19 protein-coding genes and 1 pseudogene are annotated in these 19,175 nt (G+C 53.1%); 12 read left to right on the forward strand and 8 right to left on the reverse strand.

All coding sequences use genetic code 11. The annotated features are described in order from the left end of the window. Positions 1–124: 124 nt before the first annotated feature. The gene (locus K2184_RS00595; RefSeq protein WP_163524832.1) at positions 125–364 is read left to right on the forward strand and encodes a YecH family metal-binding protein; all 240 of its coding nucleotides are present in this window, start codon (positions 125–127) and stop codon (positions 362–364) included. Between the two features lie 37 nt (positions 365–401). On the opposite strand, the gene ftnA is transcribed toward K2184_RS00595, so the two are convergent. Together ftnA and K2184_RS00605 are read right to left on the reverse strand one after the other, a co-directional pair. Next, positions 402–899 carry a non-heme ferritin gene (gene ftnA, locus K2184_RS00600; protein WP_163524835.1) on the reverse strand — a complete coding sequence of 166 codons (498 nt, stop codon included), beginning with the start codon at positions 897–899 and terminating at the stop codon, positions 402–404. Between the two features lie 62 nt (positions 900–961). Next, a pseudogene (locus K2184_RS00605) lies at positions 962–1,037 on the reverse strand (hypothetical protein); the annotation flags it as partial. A gap of 281 nt (positions 1,038–1,318) precedes the next feature. Between K2184_RS00605 and K2184_RS00610 the strand changes: the two are divergent. Continuing rightward, positions 1,319–1,957, forward strand: a complete 639-nt coding sequence (locus K2184_RS00610; RefSeq protein WP_004103442.1) for an RpiB/LacA/LacB family sugar-phosphate isomerase — start codon at positions 1,319–1,321, stop codon at positions 1,955–1,957. 49 nt (positions 1,958–2,006) lie between these two features. Here the strand turns inward: K2184_RS00610 and K2184_RS00615 are convergent, their stop codons facing one another. Beyond that, on the reverse strand, positions 2,007–3,428 hold the full coding sequence (locus K2184_RS00615) for an MFS transporter (RefSeq protein ID WP_017145628.1): 1,422 nt from the start codon (positions 3,426–3,428) through the stop codon (positions 2,007–2,009). A 208-nt stretch (positions 3,429–3,636) separates the two neighbouring features. Here K2184_RS00615 and azuC point away from each other — a divergent pair, with 208 nt between their 5' ends. Beyond that, a complete protein-coding gene (azuC, locus tag K2184_RS00620; protein WP_014229869.1) occupies positions 3,637–3,720 on the forward strand; it encodes a stress response protein AzuC in 84 nt (27 codons plus the stop codon). Between the two features lie 79 nt (positions 3,721–3,799). Continuing rightward, positions 3,800–4,051 carry a DUF2766 family protein gene (locus K2184_RS00625; protein ID WP_004103438.1) on the forward strand — a complete coding sequence of 84 codons (252 nt, stop codon included), beginning with the start codon at positions 3,800–3,802 and terminating at the stop codon, positions 4,049–4,051. Positions 4,052–4,097: 46 nt separating this feature from the next. Here the strand turns inward: K2184_RS00625 and K2184_RS00630 are convergent, their stop codons facing one another. Next, complete coding sequence (locus K2184_RS00630; RefSeq protein WP_024274409.1) at positions 4,098–5,609, reverse strand: MFS transporter; 1,512 nt, start codon at positions 5,607–5,609, stop codon at positions 4,098–4,100. Positions 5,610–5,892: 283 nt separating this feature from the next. Beyond that, complete coding sequence (locus K2184_RS00635; RefSeq protein ID WP_023321233.1) at positions 5,893–6,435, reverse strand: non-heme ferritin-like protein; 543 nt, start codon at positions 6,433–6,435, stop codon at positions 5,893–5,895. A 548-nt stretch (positions 6,436–6,983) separates the two neighbouring features. On the opposite strand from K2184_RS00635, the gene K2184_RS00640 reads away from it, so the two are divergent. From K2184_RS00640 to otsA, 6 genes are all read left to right on the forward strand, one after another. Continuing rightward, positions 6,984–7,541 (forward strand): DJ-1/PfpI family protein, encoded by a 558-nt coding sequence (locus K2184_RS00640; protein WP_126489286.1) that lies wholly within the window; start codon positions 6,984–6,986, stop codon positions 7,539–7,541. 288 nt (positions 7,542–7,829) lie between these two features. After that, positions 7,830–8,810 carry an arabinose ABC transporter substrate-binding protein gene (locus tag K2184_RS00645; RefSeq protein ID WP_004113815.1) on the forward strand — a complete coding sequence of 327 codons (981 nt, stop codon included), beginning with the start codon at positions 7,830–7,832 and terminating at the stop codon, positions 8,808–8,810. Positions 8,811–8,871: 61 nt separating this feature from the next. Beyond that, positions 8,872–10,386 carry an L-arabinose ABC transporter ATP-binding protein AraG gene (araG, locus tag K2184_RS00650; RefSeq protein WP_004103427.1) on the forward strand — a complete coding sequence of 505 codons (1,515 nt, stop codon included), beginning with the start codon at positions 8,872–8,874 and terminating at the stop codon, positions 10,384–10,386. 14 nt (positions 10,387–10,400) lie between these two features. Next, positions 10,401–11,381 carry an L-arabinose ABC transporter permease AraH gene (gene araH / locus K2184_RS00655; protein WP_004103425.1) on the forward strand — a complete coding sequence of 327 codons (981 nt, stop codon included), beginning with the start codon at positions 10,401–10,403 and terminating at the stop codon, positions 11,379–11,381. A gap of 158 nt (positions 11,382–11,539) precedes the next feature. Continuing rightward, the gene (gene otsB / locus K2184_RS00660) at positions 11,540–12,343 is read left to right on the forward strand and encodes a trehalose-phosphatase (RefSeq protein WP_016808315.1); all 804 of its coding nucleotides are present in this window, start codon (positions 11,540–11,542) and stop codon (positions 12,341–12,343) included. Continuing rightward, complete coding sequence (gene otsA / locus K2184_RS00665) at positions 12,318–13,742, forward strand: alpha,alpha-trehalose-phosphate synthase (RefSeq protein ID WP_004103421.1); 1,425 nt, start codon at positions 12,318–12,320, stop codon at positions 13,740–13,742. Before otsB ends, otsA begins: the two co-directional genes overlap by 26 nt. Positions 13,743–13,770: 28 nt before the next feature. Here the strand turns inward: otsA and uspC are convergent, their stop codons facing one another. Together uspC and K2184_RS00675 are read right to left on the reverse strand one after the other, a co-directional pair. Further along, positions 13,771–14,199, reverse strand: a complete 429-nt coding sequence (gene uspC, locus K2184_RS00670; RefSeq protein WP_004103417.1) for a universal stress protein UspC — start codon at positions 14,197–14,199, stop codon at positions 13,771–13,773. Positions 14,200–14,302: 103 nt separating this feature from the next. Continuing rightward, positions 14,303–14,488 carry a hypothetical protein gene (locus tag K2184_RS00675; RefSeq protein WP_156529725.1) on the reverse strand — a complete coding sequence of 62 codons (186 nt, stop codon included), beginning with the start codon at positions 14,486–14,488 and terminating at the stop codon, positions 14,303–14,305. 76 nt (positions 14,489–14,564) lie between these two features. Between K2184_RS00675 and K2184_RS00680 the strand changes: the two genes are divergently transcribed. Beyond that, entirely contained in the window at positions 14,565–16,148 is a 1,584-nt protein-coding gene (locus K2184_RS00680; RefSeq protein ID WP_004103413.1) for an MFS transporter, read from the forward strand. A gap of 4 nt (positions 16,149–16,152) precedes the next feature. Further along, a complete protein-coding gene (gene bglB, locus K2184_RS00685) occupies positions 16,153–17,292 on the forward strand; it encodes a beta-galactosidase BglB (RefSeq protein WP_016808314.1) in 1,140 nt (379 codons plus the stop codon). A 76-nt stretch (positions 17,293–17,368) separates the two neighbouring features. Here bglB and argS read toward each other — a convergent pair whose 3' ends face one another. Continuing rightward, positions 17,369–19,102, reverse strand: a complete 1,734-nt coding sequence (gene argS / locus K2184_RS00690; RefSeq protein WP_024274406.1) for an arginine--tRNA ligase — start codon at positions 19,100–19,102, stop codon at positions 17,369–17,371. Between the last annotated feature and the right edge of the window lie 73 nt (positions 19,103–19,175).

The following is a 19,175-nucleotide window of genomic DNA, read 5'->3' on the forward strand; positions in this document are numbered from 1 at the left end:
CAAATGAGGGTTACAGGCTTTGTAATGAGAACTTTACAGTAGCAGAGGGTTTGCTTCAAAGCTGCGCTGGCGCAAGAATTCGCCGCCCGGGCTGGTATATTCTGCGGGCTTTACGGGAGAGAATATGCAATCGATTCATGGTCACGAAGTGCTTCAAATGATGATCGCCTCAGGCGAAACTTACACCGTGGCGACGCTTGAAGCGGCCATCGTCGCGCGTTTCGGTAAAGAAGCCCGATTCCACACCTGCTCGGCGGAAAATCTGAGTGCGGCGGAACTGGTGGCGTTTTTGCAGAAAAAAGGCAAGTTTATTGCCGATGAAGAAGGGTTTAATACGCACGAAAGTAAAATTTGCCGCCATTAATACGGCAGCGGGCGCTGGAGCCTCGCTGCAGGCCTAATTAATTTTGCGTGTCGAGCGTTGCCAGCTCTTTATCAATAAAGTACAGACCTTCGCCGCTTTTACCTGCGAGGGTTAATTTATCAATAACCGATTTAAACAGCTTCTCTTCTTCGTGCTGTTCAGCAACGTACCACTGCAGGAAATTAAACGTCGGATAATCCTGACTGGTCATTGCCGCATGTGCCAGTTCATTAATTTTTTGGGTAATTAACTGTTCATGTTCGTAGGTCGCACGGAATAGCTCGTCAAGAGAGGCATACTCGGCATACGGCGACGCGATAGCCGTGATGCAGGGCAGACTACCGGTATCGGTCAGGTAGTCGAACAGGCGCTGCATATGGGTCATCTCTTCCTGCGCGTGGCGACGAAGAAACGCCGCCGCGCCTTCAAAGCTGTGGTAACTACACCAGGCGCTCATTTGCTGATAAAGCAGAGAGGAATAAAGTTCAAGATTCATCTGCGCATTAAGCTTATCGATCATTTCAGTTTTTAGCATCTGGCTGCTCCGGGAAAAAAGAAATAAGTTTTAGTGCGCACACTATAATTTGTTATTAATTTATTTGCAAAAAGTAAATTAATAAATTCATTTATTAATAATGCAAATGGGAATAACACGCATTGGCAATTTTAAAATAATGAGAATGGTTTTAATTCCTTATTTCGTTCACTTCGCCGTTGGGCCAAATTTCGCCGTGTTAATCCGATCCCCCGCACACAGACCTGGCCTGAGATGACGCGACTTGCCTCAGGATGAGGCGGCGTCCTGGCAGGACGGAAGGCAAAAGTGTGAGGCGAGATGCAATTTATAAAACAACTTTTCATAAAATTTGAAAGTATGTTCGTAAGGTAGTATTGTCATAGCAACGCTAACGAACTATCGCGGTAAAACCCGCACAGCATTCAGGAGAGTAAAGCATGAAAATCGCACTGATGATGGAAAACAGCCAGGCGAACAAAAACGCCATCATCCTCAATGAATTAAACGCCGTTGCTGACGAGAAGGGCTTCCCGGTTTACAACGTCGGGATGAGCGATGAAAACGACCATCACCTGACCTATATCCATCTGGGCATTATGGCCAGCATCCTGCTGAATTCGAAGGCGGTCGACTTTGTGGTTACCGGCTGCGGCACTGGTCAGGGCGCGCTAATGTCGTTAAATATTCATCCGGGCGTCGTTTGTGGCTACTGCATCGACCCTGCGGACGCCTTCCTGTTTGCGCAGATCAATAACGGTAACGCGCTGTCTCTGCCGTTTGCGAAAGGATTTGGCTGGGGTGCAGAGCTGAACGTACGCTTTATCTTTGAAAAAGCCTTCACCGGCCGCAAAGGCGAAGGCTATCCGCCGGAGCGTAAAGAGCCTCAGGTGCGTAACGCCGGCATCCTGAACGCGGTCAAAGCCGCGGTGGTTAAGGAAAACTATCTGGATACGCTGCGTGCGATCGATCCGGAGCTGGTGAAAACTGCCGTTTCCGGCCCTCGCTTCCAGCAGTGTTTCTTTGAGAACTGCCAGGATAAAGAGATCGAAGCGTTCGTTCGCCAGATCATCGGTTAATCGATTAACACATCCTATGCAAGGCCAGCGCTGCTGGCCTTTTCTTTATCTATTTCTTTTTGTTCGATACGCTGCTACCCGCATCTTTTGTCAGATGCAGAGTATCAATCATGCCGACCAGGCAAATCAGCGCAATAAAGATAAACGACAGGCGGAAGCTGATGCCCGGAAGGTGAGAAAGGGTAAGCCATTCGCTGAACTCTTCCCCAATACGAATACCTATCGCTCCAAGCGTTATCCCAAGTCCAACGGCCAGCTGGGATGCGGTGCTGAACAGCGTATTGGCATAGCTCATTTGTCCGGAAGGAACATCGGCAAAAGCGAGGGTGCTGATGCCGGTAAATTGAATCGATCGGAAGACCCCGCCGAGATAGAGAATTACAAAGATGAGCCAAACCGGCGTATGCGGGGTTAAAAAAGCGCAGGCCAGCAGCGATAATACGTTTAATGCGCCATTGATCAGCAGCAGACGGCGAAAACCCAGCCAGCGAATCAGCGGCGTTGTAAGGGGCTTGATGGTGAAGTTGCCGACGAACACCGCCAGCACCAGCAGCCCCGAGTGGAAGGGATCCATGCCGAAGCCGACCTGAAAAAGCAGCGGCAGCAGAAACGGAACGGCGCTGATGGAGGAGCGGAACAGCGAACCGCCGTACATGGTGACCCTGAAGGTGGGGATCTCCAGCGCATCAAGGCGCACCATCGGCCATTCAGCGCGGCGGAAGTGCCGTAACGAGAAAAGCATGCAGCCCAGGCCTAACGCCAGCAGCGCCAGGGTCTGCCAGCCCAGAGGCTGACGATCGCCGAGAAGCTCCATGGCGGCAACCAGGCTAACCATCGCCACCGAGGTCGCAAGAAAACCGGAAAGATCGAACGGGCGGCGCTCTTCTTCCCGAATATCCGGGATGATGCGCAGCGCCAGGGCAATCGCCACAAGCCCAAGCGGCACGTTAATAAAGAAGATCCAGTGCCAGCTGGCGTAGCTGGTGATAAATCCGCCCAACGGTGGGCCAATAATAGGCGCCACCAGCGCCGGCCAGGTCAGAGTGGCAATCGCTTTAATCAGCTGATGCTTCGGTGTGGTGCGCAACACCGCCAGGCGGCCCACGGGCACCATCAGCGCGCCGCCAATTCCCTGAAGAATACGCATGGCGACAAACACATCGACATTGGTCGACAACCCGCAAAACACCGAGGCGAGGGTAAAAATCGCCAGCGCCAGGCTAAAGATTTTCCGCGCGCCGAAGCGATCGGCGATCCAGCCGCTGGCGGGTATCAGCACCGCAAGGGTAATAAGGTAGGCGCTAATTCCAATGTTGAGATCCACTGCCGTTACGCCGAAGTCTTTCGCCATGTCGGGCAGGGCGGTGGCGATGACTGTGCCGTCGAGGAACTCCATAAAAAACGCGCCAGCCACCAGCAGAGCAGGTGCTGAAAAAGAGCGGTCGTCCCTGGAAGAGATGTTTGTACTCATCGTTGTATCACTGCCATTGCTAAGCGATCCCGGATTCACCTGGAGCCCGCGGCTCTTAACTATCCGAAATAACTCACTCTTGTTGAATGTTTAAATTTATTTTGTAAATAAAACGTGATTTATCGCACGTTGAGATTGATTTTTGTGATGCAAGTCATATTATAGCCGTGTAGATATTAACACCTGCATAACAAAAATGGAGCCAACCATGAAACTGCGCAAAATTCTGAAGAGCATGTTCGAAAACTACTGCAAAACCTTTAAAGACGTACCGCCTGGCGCTATGTTCTGATAAAAAAACCTGCTGCGGCAGGTTTTTTTATATCCGAGGAATTAGGGTACTATTACGCTCCTGAAAAAAGGAGTGAAAAATGTCTCAACATCTTACCGAACACGACGAACTGGTCTCTGACGTTGTTGCCTGCCAGTTAGTTATCAAGCAGATCCTCGACGTCATCGATATCATCGCCCCTGTCGAGGTGCGCGAAAAAATGACTACCCAGCTGAAAGCCATCGATTTTGCCAGCCACCCGGCCTCGGCTGACCCGGTGACGCTGCGGGCGGTACAAAAAGCCATCGCGCTGATTGAGCTGAAATTCACCCCGCAGGAAGAAGCGCACTAGTGGCGTGAGCCCCGCCATCAACGCGATAGCGGGGCGTTATTGCTGATTAATGGGACACGGCGGTTTGAATGACGTTCTCCTGCGCATTCTTGAACAGTTTGCTGTTGCCCCAGCACTCTTCATAACGATGGCCAACTAAATCTTCCACGATAAGGCGAACGTCCGGCGCGATGTCGGCAATTTTGCCTCCCGCTTTAATGCGCGCGACTTCCTGTAGCACCACCAGGTGCGCCTTGCGATCGAGCTTCATCTGTTTACTGAACACGATGGCTGCCAGCGCCAGTAAAATCACCCCTGCACAGAATACCACCGCAATCGCGGTGACCGCACTTTCCGGCTGCGTATGCGCCTTTGACTGGAACCCGTAGAAGCTGAGGATAGCTCCCATTGTAAAGACGATAATCGAGCGCAAAATTTTACCTGAGAAGGTCATGGCGCCTGCATAGATCCCCTCGCGACGGCGGCCGGTGTAGATTTCATCGACATCAGCCAAAAAGGTGTAAACGGTCCAGGGAATGTAGTAGACGCCGCCGGTGCCGAGACCGAACAGCACCGTGATGCCAAACATCAGTATGGTGGCCAGGCTTGAAGGCAGGTGGAAGAACCACAGCGAGGTGTAGAGCAGCACGGCAAAGATGACCACGCTCAGCGCCAGAATATACGGCTTACTGAAGCCTTTCTTCACGCACAGGCCGATAAACAGGGCCGTTGATACCAGCTGCAGAATTGAGTTCAGGCTGTTGAGCCCGGCCACCATGGCCGGATCGTGTTGCAGCACGAAGATGACGAAGTAAGTGAAGATCGACGCAAACAGCCATTCGGCGCCGAAACCGCAGAGATACATACCAAGGTGTTTACGGAATACGCGCAGATAAAAGGTTGAGCGCATATCTTTGGCCAGCATAAGCAGCGTATTGAGTAGCCCCTTTTTCTCCCCCGAGCTTTTTTCCTCTTCGCGCGGTCGTTCCCAGCTGCAGTACCACAAACAGGAGATGGCCACGATAAGAATGACACCGTAGGTCAGTCCGGTAAGGAAAAACGGGGTGGCGGATTCTTTGCCATAAAGCAGGATGAACTGCCCGGGGATAAATGCCGCGAGGAAGTTAGCCAGTTTGCCGAATATCGCTTTATAACCGGTGAGTTTCGAACGAAGTGAGAAATCATCAGTCATTTCGGTCGCCAATGTTTCATAGGGGACCATAATCGAGGTATAAATGATTTCAAAGACGACGTAGGTGCACAGGTAGTACCAGAAACCGAGACCTTCTACCCACAGCAGCGGGTAGAACATCATTAGCGGAATGCCTATCAATAAAAAGAAGCGACGGCGGCCAAAGCGTTTACCGAGCCGGGTTTTGCCAAAGTTATCGGTGAGGTAGCCCATCAGCGGGTTACTAATCGCGTCGATAATGCTGGCGACGGAGAAAATAAAGGAGGCTTCGATCAGCGTCAGCCCACAGAAGGTTGTATAAAAATAGAGCAGCCAGGCACCGCTGATCGCCAGTGCGCCGCTTCCCAGCAAATTTCCGCCGCCGTAGGCTAACTGATGGCGTAACAAAATCGGTCTTCCCTGCAGCCCGTTTGAGGCTGAAGCCGTATATCTTGCCATTAAAATAAACTCCGTGTTTTAAATTTTTGAAACACTGTTTTTATATTATCAACCCAGAGTTTTAAACGTGATCCAGATCACCAATACCCTGCTAATTCCTCCGGTTGAGCGGGAATGAGATCTGGTTAAAAGTTTTTAATGCCTTTCAGGAATAAAAACGGCGCCGAAGCGCCGAAAAAGATTGGTTCGCTGAGGGGCGATGAGGGCATTAAAGGCAGAAACACGCCTCTTTTTACGCTTTATCGCGCGCTCCGGTATTTGCCGACATGACGCTGGCGTACTGTTGGCTGACCAGTTCAAGCAAGTGACGATCGGTTTGCTGTTCGCTGGTCCCGGCCTGGTCCGCGCAGCGGACTTCATCCAGAATAGTCTCCAGCAGCATGCCATCCAGCTGCTGTTCTTTCGCCAGCAGCGCGAGGAAGCGTAGGGTGGATTCGTCGCTTTGCGCCTTCGCCTCTGCCGTCAGGCCGGAAAGCATGCTGCTGCGCTGCTGATAATCAGCAACGGTTTTGCTAAACAGGTCTTCAAGAGAGGCGCATTCCGCGCTGCAGGCTTCGTCTGCTTTAACCACGGGCCAGGCGCCGGAACTTTTCATAAAATCAAAGACCCGCATCATCTGCGTTATGCTGGATTGCGCTCGATTACGCAGAAAAGTGGCGGTACCGTTCAACCGCTGCTGAATACACCACTCGCTTAACTGCAGATACAAGTTGGAAGTATGGAACTCAAGATTCAATTGGTTATTCAGCTTTTGCACCATTCCTGGAACGACCATAACAATATCCTTATTTACTGTGCGGGAAGCGCCTGCGTCATATCCAGACGCGATTGTGACCAAGGGAGTTTGCGAAATTAAAACCAGCAGATGAAAAGCTCAGAATAATTTTATTCAGAACTTAAGCCCGAACCATGGAATTAAATTTCTTGTCTCAACCAAGATAGAATAGCGCTATATCTGAATTAAGAAAACTCTCAATGGTGGTTATTTACATTATGTTACAACATCTGGATTTAACTTTATACAGGCTGAAAATGTAATAGTAATCGCTTACTGTAGTACATTGTTATTTATATTAACTTTATGATTTAACACCTCTTTTATTGGCTTCCTGATTAAAAGGCAGTATCTCTAATATTTTTTATTGAAATTGTGTTTTAAAAATAACGATTCAAAATTCCTTTTTGTGATATCGTGCGTCATCAAAGCGAAGGCTGCACTGGTTCATCTTTTCGCCTGGGTAACTGAAAAGATGATGATAATTTAAAAAAAGATGTTTTTTTGTAAAAGGCTTATGACTACCACGCTAACGAAAGGAGACTGAAATGAAAAAAGTTGCGGTGCTACTGGCGTCGGGTTTTGAAGAGGGAGAGGCGATTGTGGTGGTTGATATCCTCCGCCGTCTGCATCTGGATGTGGAGCTTCTCTCCTGCGCCGAATCGCGCGCGGTGGTGAGCTACCACGATATCCCAATGGTTGCGGATAGCACTTTAGCCGAACGCGCAGGGATGCTGTACGACGCGGTGGTTCTGCCCGGCGGTCCGCAGGGAAGCGTCAACCTCGCCGCCAGCCAGGACGTCGTAGCGTTTATTACGGCCCACGATAAAGCAGGAATGCTGATCTGTCCGATCTGTTCGGCAGCCGCAAGGGTTCTCGGCGGCAATGGGCTGCTCAGGGGGCGACGCTACGTCTGTTCGGGGGAGTTATGGCAGAACGTGGCGGACGGGGAGTATGTTGATCAACCCGTAGTGGAAGACGGTAATTTGATCAGCGGTAAAGGGTTAGGCCATGTTTTTGATTTTTCTTTTACCGTTGCCGCTCGTTTATTGGGGGATGAGGTGCCGGTACGCAAGCATGCGGAGCATATTTATTGCCGCTGGTAATATCGACAAGGATAACTCTGCTGATGATATAGAGAATATTGCTACAGCCTGCGCTAATTGTCTGACAATTAGCGCTTTTTTTATGTCTTTTTTCGCTGTTTTTATGTACGCAATTACTGTAATTCCGCGATGTGATTGCGCTCTCGTATGGAGAAATAATTTCCGGTTAATACTATTTTAACAACGGCGGTCTTGATTGAGACTTTCCTAATGCCTTGTTTTGCGTCCGATAAAAAAATTAACTCTTAATTTTCCCTACATAAAAGCGAATTAAAGCTGGAGTTTACCATGCACAAATTTACTAAAGCGCTGGCGGCGATCGGTCTCGCCGCAGTTATGTCACAATCAGCTATGGCCGAGACGCTTAAGCTGGGTTTTCTGGTCAAACAGCCTGAAGAGCCATGGTTTCAAACAGAGTGGAAATTTGCCGATAAGGCCGGTAAAGATTTAGGTTTCGACGTCATCAAAATTGCCGTCCCCGACGGTGAGAAAACCCTCAACGCCATTGATAGCCTGGCGGCTAGCGGAGCCAAAGGCTTTGTTATCTGTACGCCCGATCCCAAACTCGGGGCGGCTATAGTCGCCAAAGCGCGCGGCTATGATATGAAAGTCATTACCGTCGATGACCAGTTCGTTAACGCCAAAGGCAAACCGATGGAGAGCGTACCGCTGGTGATGATGGCGGCCAGTGAGATCGGCGCACGTCAGGGGCAGGAGCTCTATAAAGAGATGCAAAAACGCGGCTGGGACGTGAAGGATACCGCCGTCATGGCCATCACTTCCGACGAGCTGGACACCGCCCGTCGTCGCACTACCGGATCGATGGACGCCCTGAAATCAGCCGGTTTCCCGGAGCAACAAATCTACCGTGTGCCAACGAAATCTAACGACATTCCCGGCGCCTTTGATGCCGGCAACTCTATGCTGGTTCAGCATCCGAACGTCAAACACTGGCTGATCGTCGGCATGAACGACAATACCGTTCTGGGCGGCGTACGCGCCACCGAAGGCCAGGGCTTTAAAGCGCCTGACGTTATCGGTATCGGTATTAACGGTGTTGATGCTGTGAACGAACTCTCTAAAGCGCAGGCCACCGGTTTCTACGGCTCTCTGCTGCCAAGCCCGGATATTCACGGCTATAAAACCAGCGAGATGCTTTATAACTGGGTGACAAAAGATGTCGAACCGCCAAAATTCACCGCGGTGACCGACGTGGTGCTGATTACCCGCGACAATTTTAAAGAAGAGCTGGCTAAAAAAGGGCTGTAAGGCCGGTTGACCGGGCCTCTTGCCTTGAGCGAGAGGCCCTGTACAGAAAAGCGGAGTCGTTATGCAACAGTCTACCCCTTATCTCTCATTCCACGGCATCACCATGACATTCCCGGGCGTTAAAGCGCTGTCCGATATTAGCTTTGACTGCTATGCCGGACAGGTCCACGCCCTGATGGGAGAAAACGGCGCCGGGAAATCCACGTTGCTCAAAATCCTCAGCGGCAACTACGTACCCACTGCTGGCAGCCTACAGATCCAAGGCCAGCAGATGACCTTTACCCACACCACCGAGGCGCTGAACGCCGGGGTGGCGATTATCTATCAGGAGCTGCATCTGATCCCGGAAATGACCGTGGCGGAAAATATCTACCTCGGCCAATTGCCGCACAAGGGCGGGATTGTGAATCGGTCGCTGCTGAATTATGAAGCCGGCCTGCAGCTGCAGCATCTGGGGCTGGATATCGACCCGGAAACGCCGTTGAAGTATTTGTCGATTGGCCAGTGGCAGATGGTGGAGATCGCCAAGGCGTTGGCGCGGAACGCCAAAATCATCGCTTTTGACGAGCCCACCAGCTCACTGTCGGCCAGGGAAATCGACAATCTGTTTCGGGTCATCCGCGAGCTGCGCCAGGAAGGGCGGGTGATCATTTACGTTTCCCACCGGATGGAAGAGATCTTTGCGTTAAGTGACGCCATCACGGTCTTCAAAGATGGTCGCTACGTGCGCACCTTTGACAATATGCAAGAGGTTAACCACGACGCTCTGGTACAGGCGATGGTCGGTCGCGAGCTGGGCGATATCTACGGCTGGCAGCCCCGTGAATATGGCAAAGAGCGTTTGCGCCTCGATCGGGTGAAGGCGCCTGGCGTACGGCAACCCGTTAGCCTTTCGGTGCGTAGCGGAGAAATCGTCGGCCTGTTTGGGCTGGTTGGCGCCGGACGCAGCGAACTGATGAAAGGCCTGTTCGGCGGCAGCAGAATAACCGCCGGTCAGGTTTATATCGACGGCGAGGCCATTGATATCCGCAAGCCGGCTCAGGCGATTCAGGCCGGGATGATGCTCTGCCCGGAAGACCGCAAAGCAGAGGGGATTATTCCGGTTCACTCGGTTCGCGACAACATCAATATCAGCGCCCGCCGCAAGCACATTCTCGCGGGCTGCGTCATCAATAATGCCTGGGAAGCGCAGAACGCCGACCAGCATATTAAATCGTTGAATATCAAAACGCCCGGCGCAGAGCAGCTGATTATGAATCTCTCCGGTGGCAATCAGCAAAAGGCGATTCTCGGCCGCTGGCTGTCGGAGGAAATGAAAGTCATCCTGCTTGACGAGCCCACGCGCGGCATTGATGTTGGCGCTAAGCATGAGATCTATAACGTTATTTACGCATTAGCGGCATCGGGCGTCGCGGTGGTCTTTGCCTCCAGCGATTTACCGGAAGTTCTCGGCGTAGCCGATCGCATCGTGGTGATGCGCGAGGGTGAGATTGCCGGAGAGCTGCTGCATGAACATGCCAATGAACAGCAGGCATTGAGCCTTGCCATGCCAAAAGTGAGCCAGGCAGTCGCCTGAGTAAGGAGTCTATGATGTCATCAGTTACCACTTCAGGTACTTCCCGGTCGGCTTTTAGTTTCTCCCGTATCTGGGATCAGTTCGGCATGCTGGTTGTTTTCGCGGTGCTGTTTATTGGCTGCGTAATTTTTGTGCCCAATTTTGCCTCGTTTATTAATATGAAAGGTCTGGGGTTGGCTATTTCTATGTCCGGAATGGTCGCCTGTGGGATGCTGTTTTGCCTGGCGTCCGGCGATTTCGATCTGTCGGTCGCCTCGGTTATCGCCTGCGCTGGCGTGACCACGGCGGTGGTGATTAATCTGACTGAAAGCATGTGGGTTGGCATCGGCGCCGGTCTGCTGCTTGGCGCAGTGAGCGGCCTGGTCAACGGTTTTGTCATTGCCCGCTTAAAGATTAATGCTCTGATTACCACCCTCGCCACGATGCAGATCGTCCGCGGTCTTGCCTATATCATCTCCGACGGTAAAGCGGTAGGGATTGAAGATGAGCGCTTTTTTACCCTCGGCTACGCCAACTGGTTTGGTCTGCCTGCGCCTATCTGGTTAACCGTTGCCTGCCTGATTGTATTCGGTCTGCTGCTGAATAAAACCACCTTTGGCCGAAACACGCTGGCGATAGGGGGTAATGAAGAAGCGGCTCGTCTGGCCGGCGTCCCGGTTGTGCGGACAAAAATTATTATTTTCGTCCTTTCAGGGCTGGTTTCCGCGGCGGCGGGCATTATCCTGGCATCCCGTATGACCAGTGGTCAGCCGATGACGTCCATTGGCTATGAGCTGATTGTCATTTCGGCCTGCGTGCTCGGGGGCGTATCGCTGAAGGGCGGGATCGGCAAGATCTCCTACGTGGTAGCCGGGATCCTGATTCTGGGAACGGTGGAAAATGCGATGAACCTGCTGAACATTTCGCCGTTCTCGCAGTACGTTGTGCGCGGCGTGATTTTGCTGGCTGCGGTGATCTTCGACCGCTATAAACAGAAAGCGAAGCGTGCGGTTTAATTCGTCCAACTTTTCAGTTTAATCCTAAACCCTCGCCAGCGCCCGTTGCGCTGGCGATGACTATCAAAAATGGCGATGCTGGTCACACTGTCTATACTTACATGGCTACAATAATTTAACACCCAGCATATTGCTGGCCATGATAAGGAGGAAACAGGGTGGCTGACCAGATTTATGTACCGCCTGCGTTAACCGGAAACTACGCTTTTTTCTTTGACCTCGATGGTACCCTTGCCGGTATCAAACCCCATCCCGATCAGGTGGTCATTCCAGCCGATGTTCTGCAGTCGCTGCGCCAGCTTGTGCAGCAGCAAAACGGCGCGGTGGCATTGATTTCAGGGCGCTCAATGGTTGAGCTGGATGAGCTTACCCGTCCTTACCGGCTACCGCTTGCCGGTGTCCACGGGGCTGAACGCCGTGACATCAATGGTAAAACGCATATTGTCTCTTTACCGGATTCACTTCTGAAGGCGCTCTCTGCGCAGTTGACGACGGAACTGGATGCTTTGCCGGGATGCGAACTGGAAAGTAAGGGGATGGCTTTTGCTTTGCACTATCGACAGGCGCCGGAGCAGCAGCAAGCGGTGCTGGCGCTGGCGCAATCTATCGTCCAGCGCCATCCCATTCTGGCCCTGCAGCCGGGTAAGTGCGTGGTGGAGATCAAACCGCGTGGAGTGAATAAAGGTGAAGCGATAGCCGCTTTTATGCAGGAAGCTCCATTCAAAGGACGCAAGCCGGTGTTTGTTGGTGATGACTTAACCGATGAAGCTGGTTTTAGCGTCGTGAATCAATTGAATGGCGTATCGGTCAAAGTGGGCGGCGGCGAAACGCAAGCGCGTTGGCGTTTGCCTGACGTGCCCGCCGTCCATCTTTGGATTAGTAACATCGCGAATCATGGGCAACAACCAGATGCGCTAACCGACAGGAGAGATGGCTATGAGTCGCTTAGTCGTAGTATCTAATCGTATTGCCCCGCCGGATGACAAAAAGGCCAGCGCCGGTGGCCTTGCCGTGGGGATTATGGGGGCATTAAAAGCAGCCGGAGGTTTGTGGTTCGGCTGGAGTGGGGAAATCGGTGACGACCAACAGCCGTTAAAAAAAGTGACTCAGGGCAATATCACCTGGGCCTCTTTCAATCTTAGCGAGCAGGATCACGACGAATATTACAACCGCTTTTCCAATGCCGTTTTATGGCCCGCATTCCACTATCGTCTTGACCTGGTTGATTTTCAGCGTGAAGCCTGGGAGGGCTATCAGCGCGTTAATGCGACCCTGGCGGATAAACTGCTGCCGCTGATTGAACCTGACGATATCGTCTGGATCCACGATTACCACCTGCTGCCGTTGGCCAGCGAACTGCGCCAGCGCGGCGTCAATAATCGTATCGGCTTCTTTTTGCATATTCCGTTCCCGACGCCGGAAGTGTTTAATGCGTTACCGCCGCATGCGGAACTGCTTGAACAGCTTTGCGATTACGATTTATTGGGTTTCCAGACCGAAAGCGACCGACTGGCGTTTCTGGATTGCGTATCGATGCAAACCCGCCTGACGACGCGCGACGGCAAAAAGCATGTGGCCTGGGGAAAACCTTTCCAGACCGAAGTCTATCCGATCGGTATCGATCCGGAAGAGATTGCGCGCAGTGCTAAAGGGCCGCTGCCGCCGAAGCTGGCGCAGCTGAAGAGCGAGCTCAAAAGCGTCCAAAATATCTTTTCCGTTGAACGGCTGGACTATTCGAAAGGGCTGCCGGAGCGTTTTCTTGCTTATGAAGCCCTGCTGGAGAACTATCCGCAGCATCACGGCAAGATTCGCTATACCCAGATTGCGCCGACTTCACGCGGGGACGTTCAGGCCTATCAGGATATTCGTCATCAGCTGGAAAACGCAGCCGGCCGTATCAATGGCCAGTATGGCCAGCTGGGCTGGACGCCGCTTTACTACCTTAACCAGCACTTTGAACGCAAGCTGCTGATGAAAATCTTCCGCTACTCCGACGTTGGTCTGGTTACCCCGCTGCGCGATGGTATGAACCTGGTGGCGAAAGAGTATGTTGCCGCGCAGGACCCGCAAAATCCGGGCGTGCTGGTGCTGTCGCAGTTTGCCGGCGCGGCCAACGAGCTCCCGACGGCCTTAATCGTTAATCCTTACGATCGCGATGAGGTCGCTGCGGCGCTGGATAAGGCATTAACCATGCCTCTGGCCGAGCGTATTGCCCGCCATTCGGCCATGCTGGCGGTGATTAAGGAAAACGATATTCATCGCTGGCAGGAGCGGTTTATTGCCGATCTAAAGGAGATTGAGCCAGGGAGCGAGGAGAGCCACTTAGAGCGCAAGGTCGCCACTTTCCCTAAACTCGCCTGAGGCCAAGACGGTTAGCGCCTCCCCGGCGCTAGCCTTTTTCCAGACAAACCAGCAGCACATCGACGCCGCTACTGCCAACAATATCTTTTGCCGAACAGGTGGCGCGAGAAAACAGACTCTGGTTGTGGTTACCGCAAATCACCAGGTCAACGCGATGCTGTCGGCAAAAATCCTGCACGTGGTGAGCAATTCCGCCGCTGGCGATGGTCATTTTCTCTATAGGATAGTCGGCGTGGCGGGCCAGCTCGGCCAGAAATCCGCGCGTCTCCTCCTGCATCACTTCGCGTAAGTTTTCCATCATGGGCGCCGCAAACTGATTATACAGCTCCGGATCCGTCGCCAGCGTAATCAGGCTGACTTTTGCATTGACCGGACGTGCGATGGAGACGGCTTTTTGAATGAGGACCCGGCTTTCCGGGGTTGGCGCCACGGCGACCAGCAGATGTGAGTAGGGCATCAAGCCTCCTTGATATACGCGAAACAACCCTTTTCTTATTGTCTTTACTCCCATTCCTTAGCATTCGCAAGGTTTATCCGCAGCGAAATACATCGCCCAAATTTCATTCCACGACGCGCCGTTTCGGTGGCCATATCTCAGTTTTTGGTCCGATCTTTTGTATTAAAAGAAACGCTGTTTTATAAATCAGTGAAGCGTGTTCATCGACTCTTTGTGTTTTTGCCATTGAACGCTTTTGGCTGGCAAAAATGAAAAGGTAACGCCGTTCCCATGTTCTTACTGTAGCCATGTATCAACCCCCTTTTGGCGGAATGAGCCAAAAAGCGGTTCGGAGTTCTCAAAAAAAAGACACAGGATTTACGGCGATGAAAACACGTAAAATCGGTTTGGTTAACTACCTTGCCTATGGATCGGGCGATTTTCTTGGTGCGGGAACAACTGCACTCACGGCAGCCTGGCTGCTCTACTTCTACACCACCTTTTGCGGACTTTCGCCTATCGAGGCGACGCTCATTTTTGCCACTGCCAGAGTTCTGGATGCGGTAATCAGCCCGCTGATGGGCTTTCTGACGGATAACTTTGGCTCGACCTGGCTGGGAAAACGTTTTGGCAGGCGTAAGTTTTTTATCCTGCTCGGCATCCCTTGCGTGTTTAGCTACTCCATTATGTGGGTAGGGGATATGGGGTTCTGGTACTACCTGCTGACCTATCTGCTGTTTGACATCGTCTATACCATGATTCTGGTGCCGTATGAAACGCTGGTGCCGGAAATGACCGACGATTTTAAACAGAAAACCAAATTCTCCGGCGCGCGTATTTCTATGGCGCAGATGTCGGCGATCCTGGCTTCTTTCCTGCCGGGCATTCTGCTGACCATCTTCGGCAAAGACAACGCCGTCTCTTTCTTCTACGCCAGCCTGGTGTTCTCGGTGCTGTGCGCAATGATGTTAACTTTTGTCTGGTTCTTTACCTGGGAGCGCCCGCGTGAAGAGTGGACCGAGGCTGCGCTGCGCGCCGAAGAGGAGAAACAGAACCTGAGCTTGTCTCAGAGTCTTAATCGCCTGTTTATTGAATTAAGTTCGACCCTGCGCATTAAAATTTTCCGTCAGCATTTGGGGATGTATCTGGGGGGCTATATCGCCCAGGATGTCTTCAATGCGGTCTTTACTTACTATGTGGTGTTTGTCCTGATGCAGGAAGCCTCAATGGCCTCCAACCTGCTGGGGACCATGGCGATCTTCCAGTTTATTGCGGTTATTGCGATGATCCCGCTGTGTATTCGCTTCGGTCCGGCGCCATCGTACCGCATGGTGGTAGTGCTGTTCGGGCTGAGTTCGCTCTCTTACGCGGTGCTGTACTACGCTGGCCTCAGCGATGTTTATTCGCTGCTGCTGCTGATTTCCGCAGTGGCGGGTCTGGGCCGCGGCGGCATCAACTATGTTCCGTGGAACACCTATACGTATATTGCCGACGTGGACGAAGTGATCACCGGCCAGCGTCGCGAAGGCATCTTTGCCGGGATTATGACTCTGACGCGTAAGGCTTCCCAGGCCGGGGCGGTGATGCTGGTAGGGATCATCATGCAGATGTCCGGCTTTGTCTCCGGGCAGAAAACGCAGCCTTATGAAGTGAGCCATACCATTCTGCTGATCCTCAGCGTCGGCACTTTGCTGGTGCTGGCCTGCGGCTTCCTCGTTTCCCTGCGCTTTAAGCTCAATCTGCAAACCCACAGCGTCCTGCGTGCGGAAACGCTCAAAATGCGTGAATCCGGACGCGCTCAGCCGGAACTGGCCAGCGCCCAGGATCGTGAAGTAGTCGAGATGCTGGCCGGGATGCCGTACGACTCCCTGTGGGGAAACAACAATATTGGTTATCTGAATCGTAATAAACCCGCCGCGCCATCGCTGAAGCAGCGTTCTGCCATGAATTCGACATATAACAGAGGTTAAGGATATGAAAGTTTGGCCTGTCAAACATAGCCCACTACTGCGCCAGCCTGAGCGCTTTATCGCCCGCAATGAACTGCAGGCGCTGATTCAGAAGGTCACGCAAAATCTGGTCAACATTAAAGATGAAAGCGGGCAATTTTTACTGCGGCTGGACGACGGGCGCATCATTGATACGAAAGGGTGGAACGGCTGGGAGTGGACTCACGGCGTCGGCCTGTACGGCATCTGGCAGTATTACCAGCAGACCGGCGATACCGCAATGCGCGATATTATCGATAGCTGGTTTGCCGATCGCTTTGCCGAGGGGGCGACCACCAAAAACGTCAACACCATGGCGCCGTTTCTCACCCTCGCTTATCGCTATGAAGAGACGGGCAACGCCGCGTATCTGCCCTGGCTCGATAGCTGGGCCGAGTGGGCGATGAACGAGATGCCGCGCACGGAGTCTGGCGGCATGCAGCACATCACGCTGGCGGAAGAAAATCATCAGCAAATGTGGGACGACACGCTGATGATGACCGTTCTGCCGCTGGCGAAAATTGGTAAGCTGCTTAATCGCCCCGAATACGTAGAGGAGGCGGTGTATCAGTTTCTGCTGCACGTGCAGAATCTGATGGACCGCGAGTCCGGTCTGTGGTTTCACGGCTGGAACTACGAGGGGCGACATAATTTCGCTCGCGCCCGCTGGGCGCGCGGCAATAGCTGGCTGACGATCGTGATCCCGGATTTCCTGGAGCTGGTGGATTTACCCGAAAACAGCGCGGTGCGACGTTACCTGGTGCAGGTGTTGGATACGCAGATTGCTGCGCTGGCCCGCTGTCAGGACGATAGCGGCCTGTGGCATACGCTACTTGATGACCCTGACTCCTATCTGGAAGCGTCGGCGACCGCCGGTTTTGCGTATGGGATCCTCAAGGCGGTGCGCAAGCGCTACGTGAGTCAGGCGTATACGGAGGTTGCGGAAAAAGCGATTCGCGGCATTGTGGCGAATATCTCTGCGCAAGGGGAACTGCTGCAAACGTCCTTCGGTACCGGGATGGGGTCGGATCTCGATTTTTATCGCGACATCCCGCTGACGTCGATGCCGTATGGCCAGGCGATGGCGATCCTGTGTCTGACGGAGTATCTGCGGAAGTATTTTTGAATCAGGTGAGAACAGCCGGGTGTGGCGTCAGCCGCCGCCCGGCAAACCCGGCGTTAAGCCGGGTTCTTTCGACACATTACATCCGTTCTACGGTTTCGATACCCAGGGTATCAAGACCCAGCTTCAGCGTTTTCGCCGTCAGCAGAGCCAGTTTCAGGCGGCTGTTGCGCGTCTCTTCGCTTTCAGCGCTCAGGATCGGGCAGTGCTCGTAGAAACCGGAGAACAGACCCGCCAGATCGTACAGGTAAGAACACATAACGTGCGGCGTGCCTTCACGGGCAACGACCGTAAGGGTTTCTTCAAACTGCAGCAGACGGGCCGCCAGCTGGGCTTCGCGGTCTTCGATGATGACCACCGGCGCCGCCACCAGCGCGCTTTCATCAATATCCGCTTTGCGGAACACGGAGAGCACGCGGGTATAGGCATACTGCATATAAGGCGCGGTATTGCCCTCAAAGGCCAGCATGTTATCCCAGTCGAAGATATAGTCAGTGGTGCGGTTTTTTGACAAGTCGGCATACTTAACCGCGCCAATCCCGACCGCGTTCGCCAGTTTTTCCAGTTCATCGGCGGGCATATCCGGGTTTTTCTCCGCCACCAGACGGCGGGCGCGTTCCAGCGCTTCGTCCAGCAGGTCGGCGAGCTTCACGGTACCGCCGGCGCGGGTTTTGAACGGTTTGCCGTCCTTGCCGAGCATCATGCCGAACATGTGGTGCTCCAGCGGTACGGACTCCGGCACGTAGCCGGCTTTACGTACGATAGTCCACGCCTGCATCAGGTGCTGATGCTGGCGAGAGTCGATGTAGTAAAGCACGCGATCCGCATGCAGATTCTCGTAGCGGTATTTTGCGCAGGCGATATCGGTAGTGGTGTAAAGGTAGCCGCCATCCTTCTTCTGGATGATGACGCCCATCGGTTCACCTTCCTTGTTTTTGTACTCATCAAGGAATACCACCGTCGCGCCTTCGCTTTCTACCGCCAGCCCTTTGGCCTTCAGGTCGGCCACGATACCCGGCAGCATCGGGTTATAAAGGCTTTCGCCCATAACATCATCGCGGGTCAGGGTGACGTTCAGGCGGTTATAGGTTAACTGGTTTTGCGACATGGTGATGTCGACCAGCTTGCGCCACATTTCGCGGAAATATTCGTCGCCGCCCTGCAGCTTAACGACGTAGCTGCGCGCGCGCTCGGCGAAGGCTTCATCTTCATCGTAGTGTTTTTTCGCTTCACGATAGAAACCTTCGAGGTCGGCCAGCGCCATTTCACCGGCGTTCTCCTGCTGCTGTTTTTCCAGGTACGCGATAAGCATGCCGAACTGGGTACCCCAGTCGCCCACGTGGTTAGCGCGGATCACTTTATGCCCGAGAAACTCCAGCGTACGCACCGCGGCATCGCCAATGATGGTGGAGCGCAGGTGGCCTACGTGCATCTCTTTCGCCACGTTCGGCGCAGAGTAATCGACCACCACGGTTTGTGCCGGCGGCTGAGCCACGCCCAGACGTTCCGATTTCAGCGCGCTGCTGACATTTTCCGCGAGGAAGGCCGGATCGAGGAAAATATTAATAAAGCCAGGGCCGGCGATCTCTACCTTATTGGCAATCCCGCTCAGATCGAGATGAGACAGTACCTGCTCTGCAAGTTGTCGCGGCGCCATGCCCAGTTTTTTGGCAACGGCCATCACGCCGTTGGCCTGATAGTCGCCGAACTGGACTTTTGCTGACTGGCGGACCTGAGGTTCGCAATCGGCAGACGCGCCTGCTGCGATCAGGGCCTGACTGACTTTTTCTGAGAGAAGAGCCTGAATATTCACCGAAACACCTTACGTTAACACGCCGTCACCCTGATGGGGCGGCGCGGGAATGTGGACAAATTAGGGCAGGAGT

This window comes from Klebsiella sp. K5-306, assembly GCF_051835185.1.
GTDB lineage: Bacteria > Pseudomonadota > Gammaproteobacteria > Enterobacterales > Enterobacteriaceae > Klebsiella > Klebsiella oxytoca.

What these genes read in the sequence shown, in the direction of transcription:
- K2184_RS00610 (WP_004103442.1), top strand. Translation starts at nt 1,319, where the DNA reads ATGAAAATCGCACTGATGATGGAAAACAGCCAGGCGAACAAAAACGCC.
- K2184_RS00675 (WP_156529725.1), bottom strand. Translation starts at nt 14,488, where the DNA reads ATGGCTACAGTAAGAACATGGGAACGGCGTTACCTTTTCATTTTTGCC.
- azuC (WP_014229869.1), top strand. Translation starts at nt 3,637, where the DNA reads ATGAAACTGCGCAAAATTCTGAAGAGCATGTTCGAAAACTACTGCAAA.
- ftnA (WP_163524835.1), bottom strand. Translation starts at nt 899, where the DNA reads ATGCTAAAAACTGAAATGATCGATAAGCTTAATGCGCAGATGAATCTT.
- otsA (WP_004103421.1), top strand. Translation starts at nt 12,318, where the DNA reads ATGAGTCGCTTAGTCGTAGTATCTAATCGTATTGCCCCGCCGGATGAC.
- K2184_RS00635 (WP_023321233.1), bottom strand. Translation starts at nt 6,435, where the DNA reads ATGGTCGTTCCAGGAATGGTGCAAAAGCTGAATAACCAATTGAATCTT.
- K2184_RS00595 (WP_163524832.1), top strand. Translation starts at nt 125, where the DNA reads ATGCAATCGATTCATGGTCACGAAGTGCTTCAAATGATGATCGCCTCA.
- K2184_RS00680 (WP_004103413.1), top strand. Translation starts at nt 14,565, where the DNA reads ATGAAAACACGTAAAATCGGTTTGGTTAACTACCTTGCCTATGGATCG.
- uspC (WP_004103417.1), bottom strand. Translation starts at nt 14,199, where the DNA reads ATGCCCTACTCACATCTGCTGGTCGCCGTGGCGCCAACCCCGGAAAGC.
- K2184_RS00615 (WP_017145628.1), bottom strand. Translation starts at nt 3,428, where the DNA reads ATGAGTACAAACATCTCTTCCAGGGACGACCGCTCTTTTTCAGCACCT.
- araH (WP_004103425.1), top strand. Translation starts at nt 10,401, where the DNA reads ATGTCATCAGTTACCACTTCAGGTACTTCCCGGTCGGCTTTTAGTTTC.
- K2184_RS00640 (WP_126489286.1), top strand. Translation starts at nt 6,984, where the DNA reads ATGAAAAAAGTTGCGGTGCTACTGGCGTCGGGTTTTGAAGAGGGAGAG.
- K2184_RS00645 (WP_004113815.1), top strand. Translation starts at nt 7,830, where the DNA reads ATGCACAAATTTACTAAAGCGCTGGCGGCGATCGGTCTCGCCGCAGTT.
- K2184_RS00625 (WP_004103438.1), top strand. Translation starts at nt 3,800, where the DNA reads ATGTCTCAACATCTTACCGAACACGACGAACTGGTCTCTGACGTTGTT.
- bglB (WP_016808314.1), top strand. Translation starts at nt 16,153, where the DNA reads ATGAAAGTTTGGCCTGTCAAACATAGCCCACTACTGCGCCAGCCTGAG.
- araG (WP_004103427.1), top strand. Translation starts at nt 8,872, where the DNA reads ATGCAACAGTCTACCCCTTATCTCTCATTCCACGGCATCACCATGACA.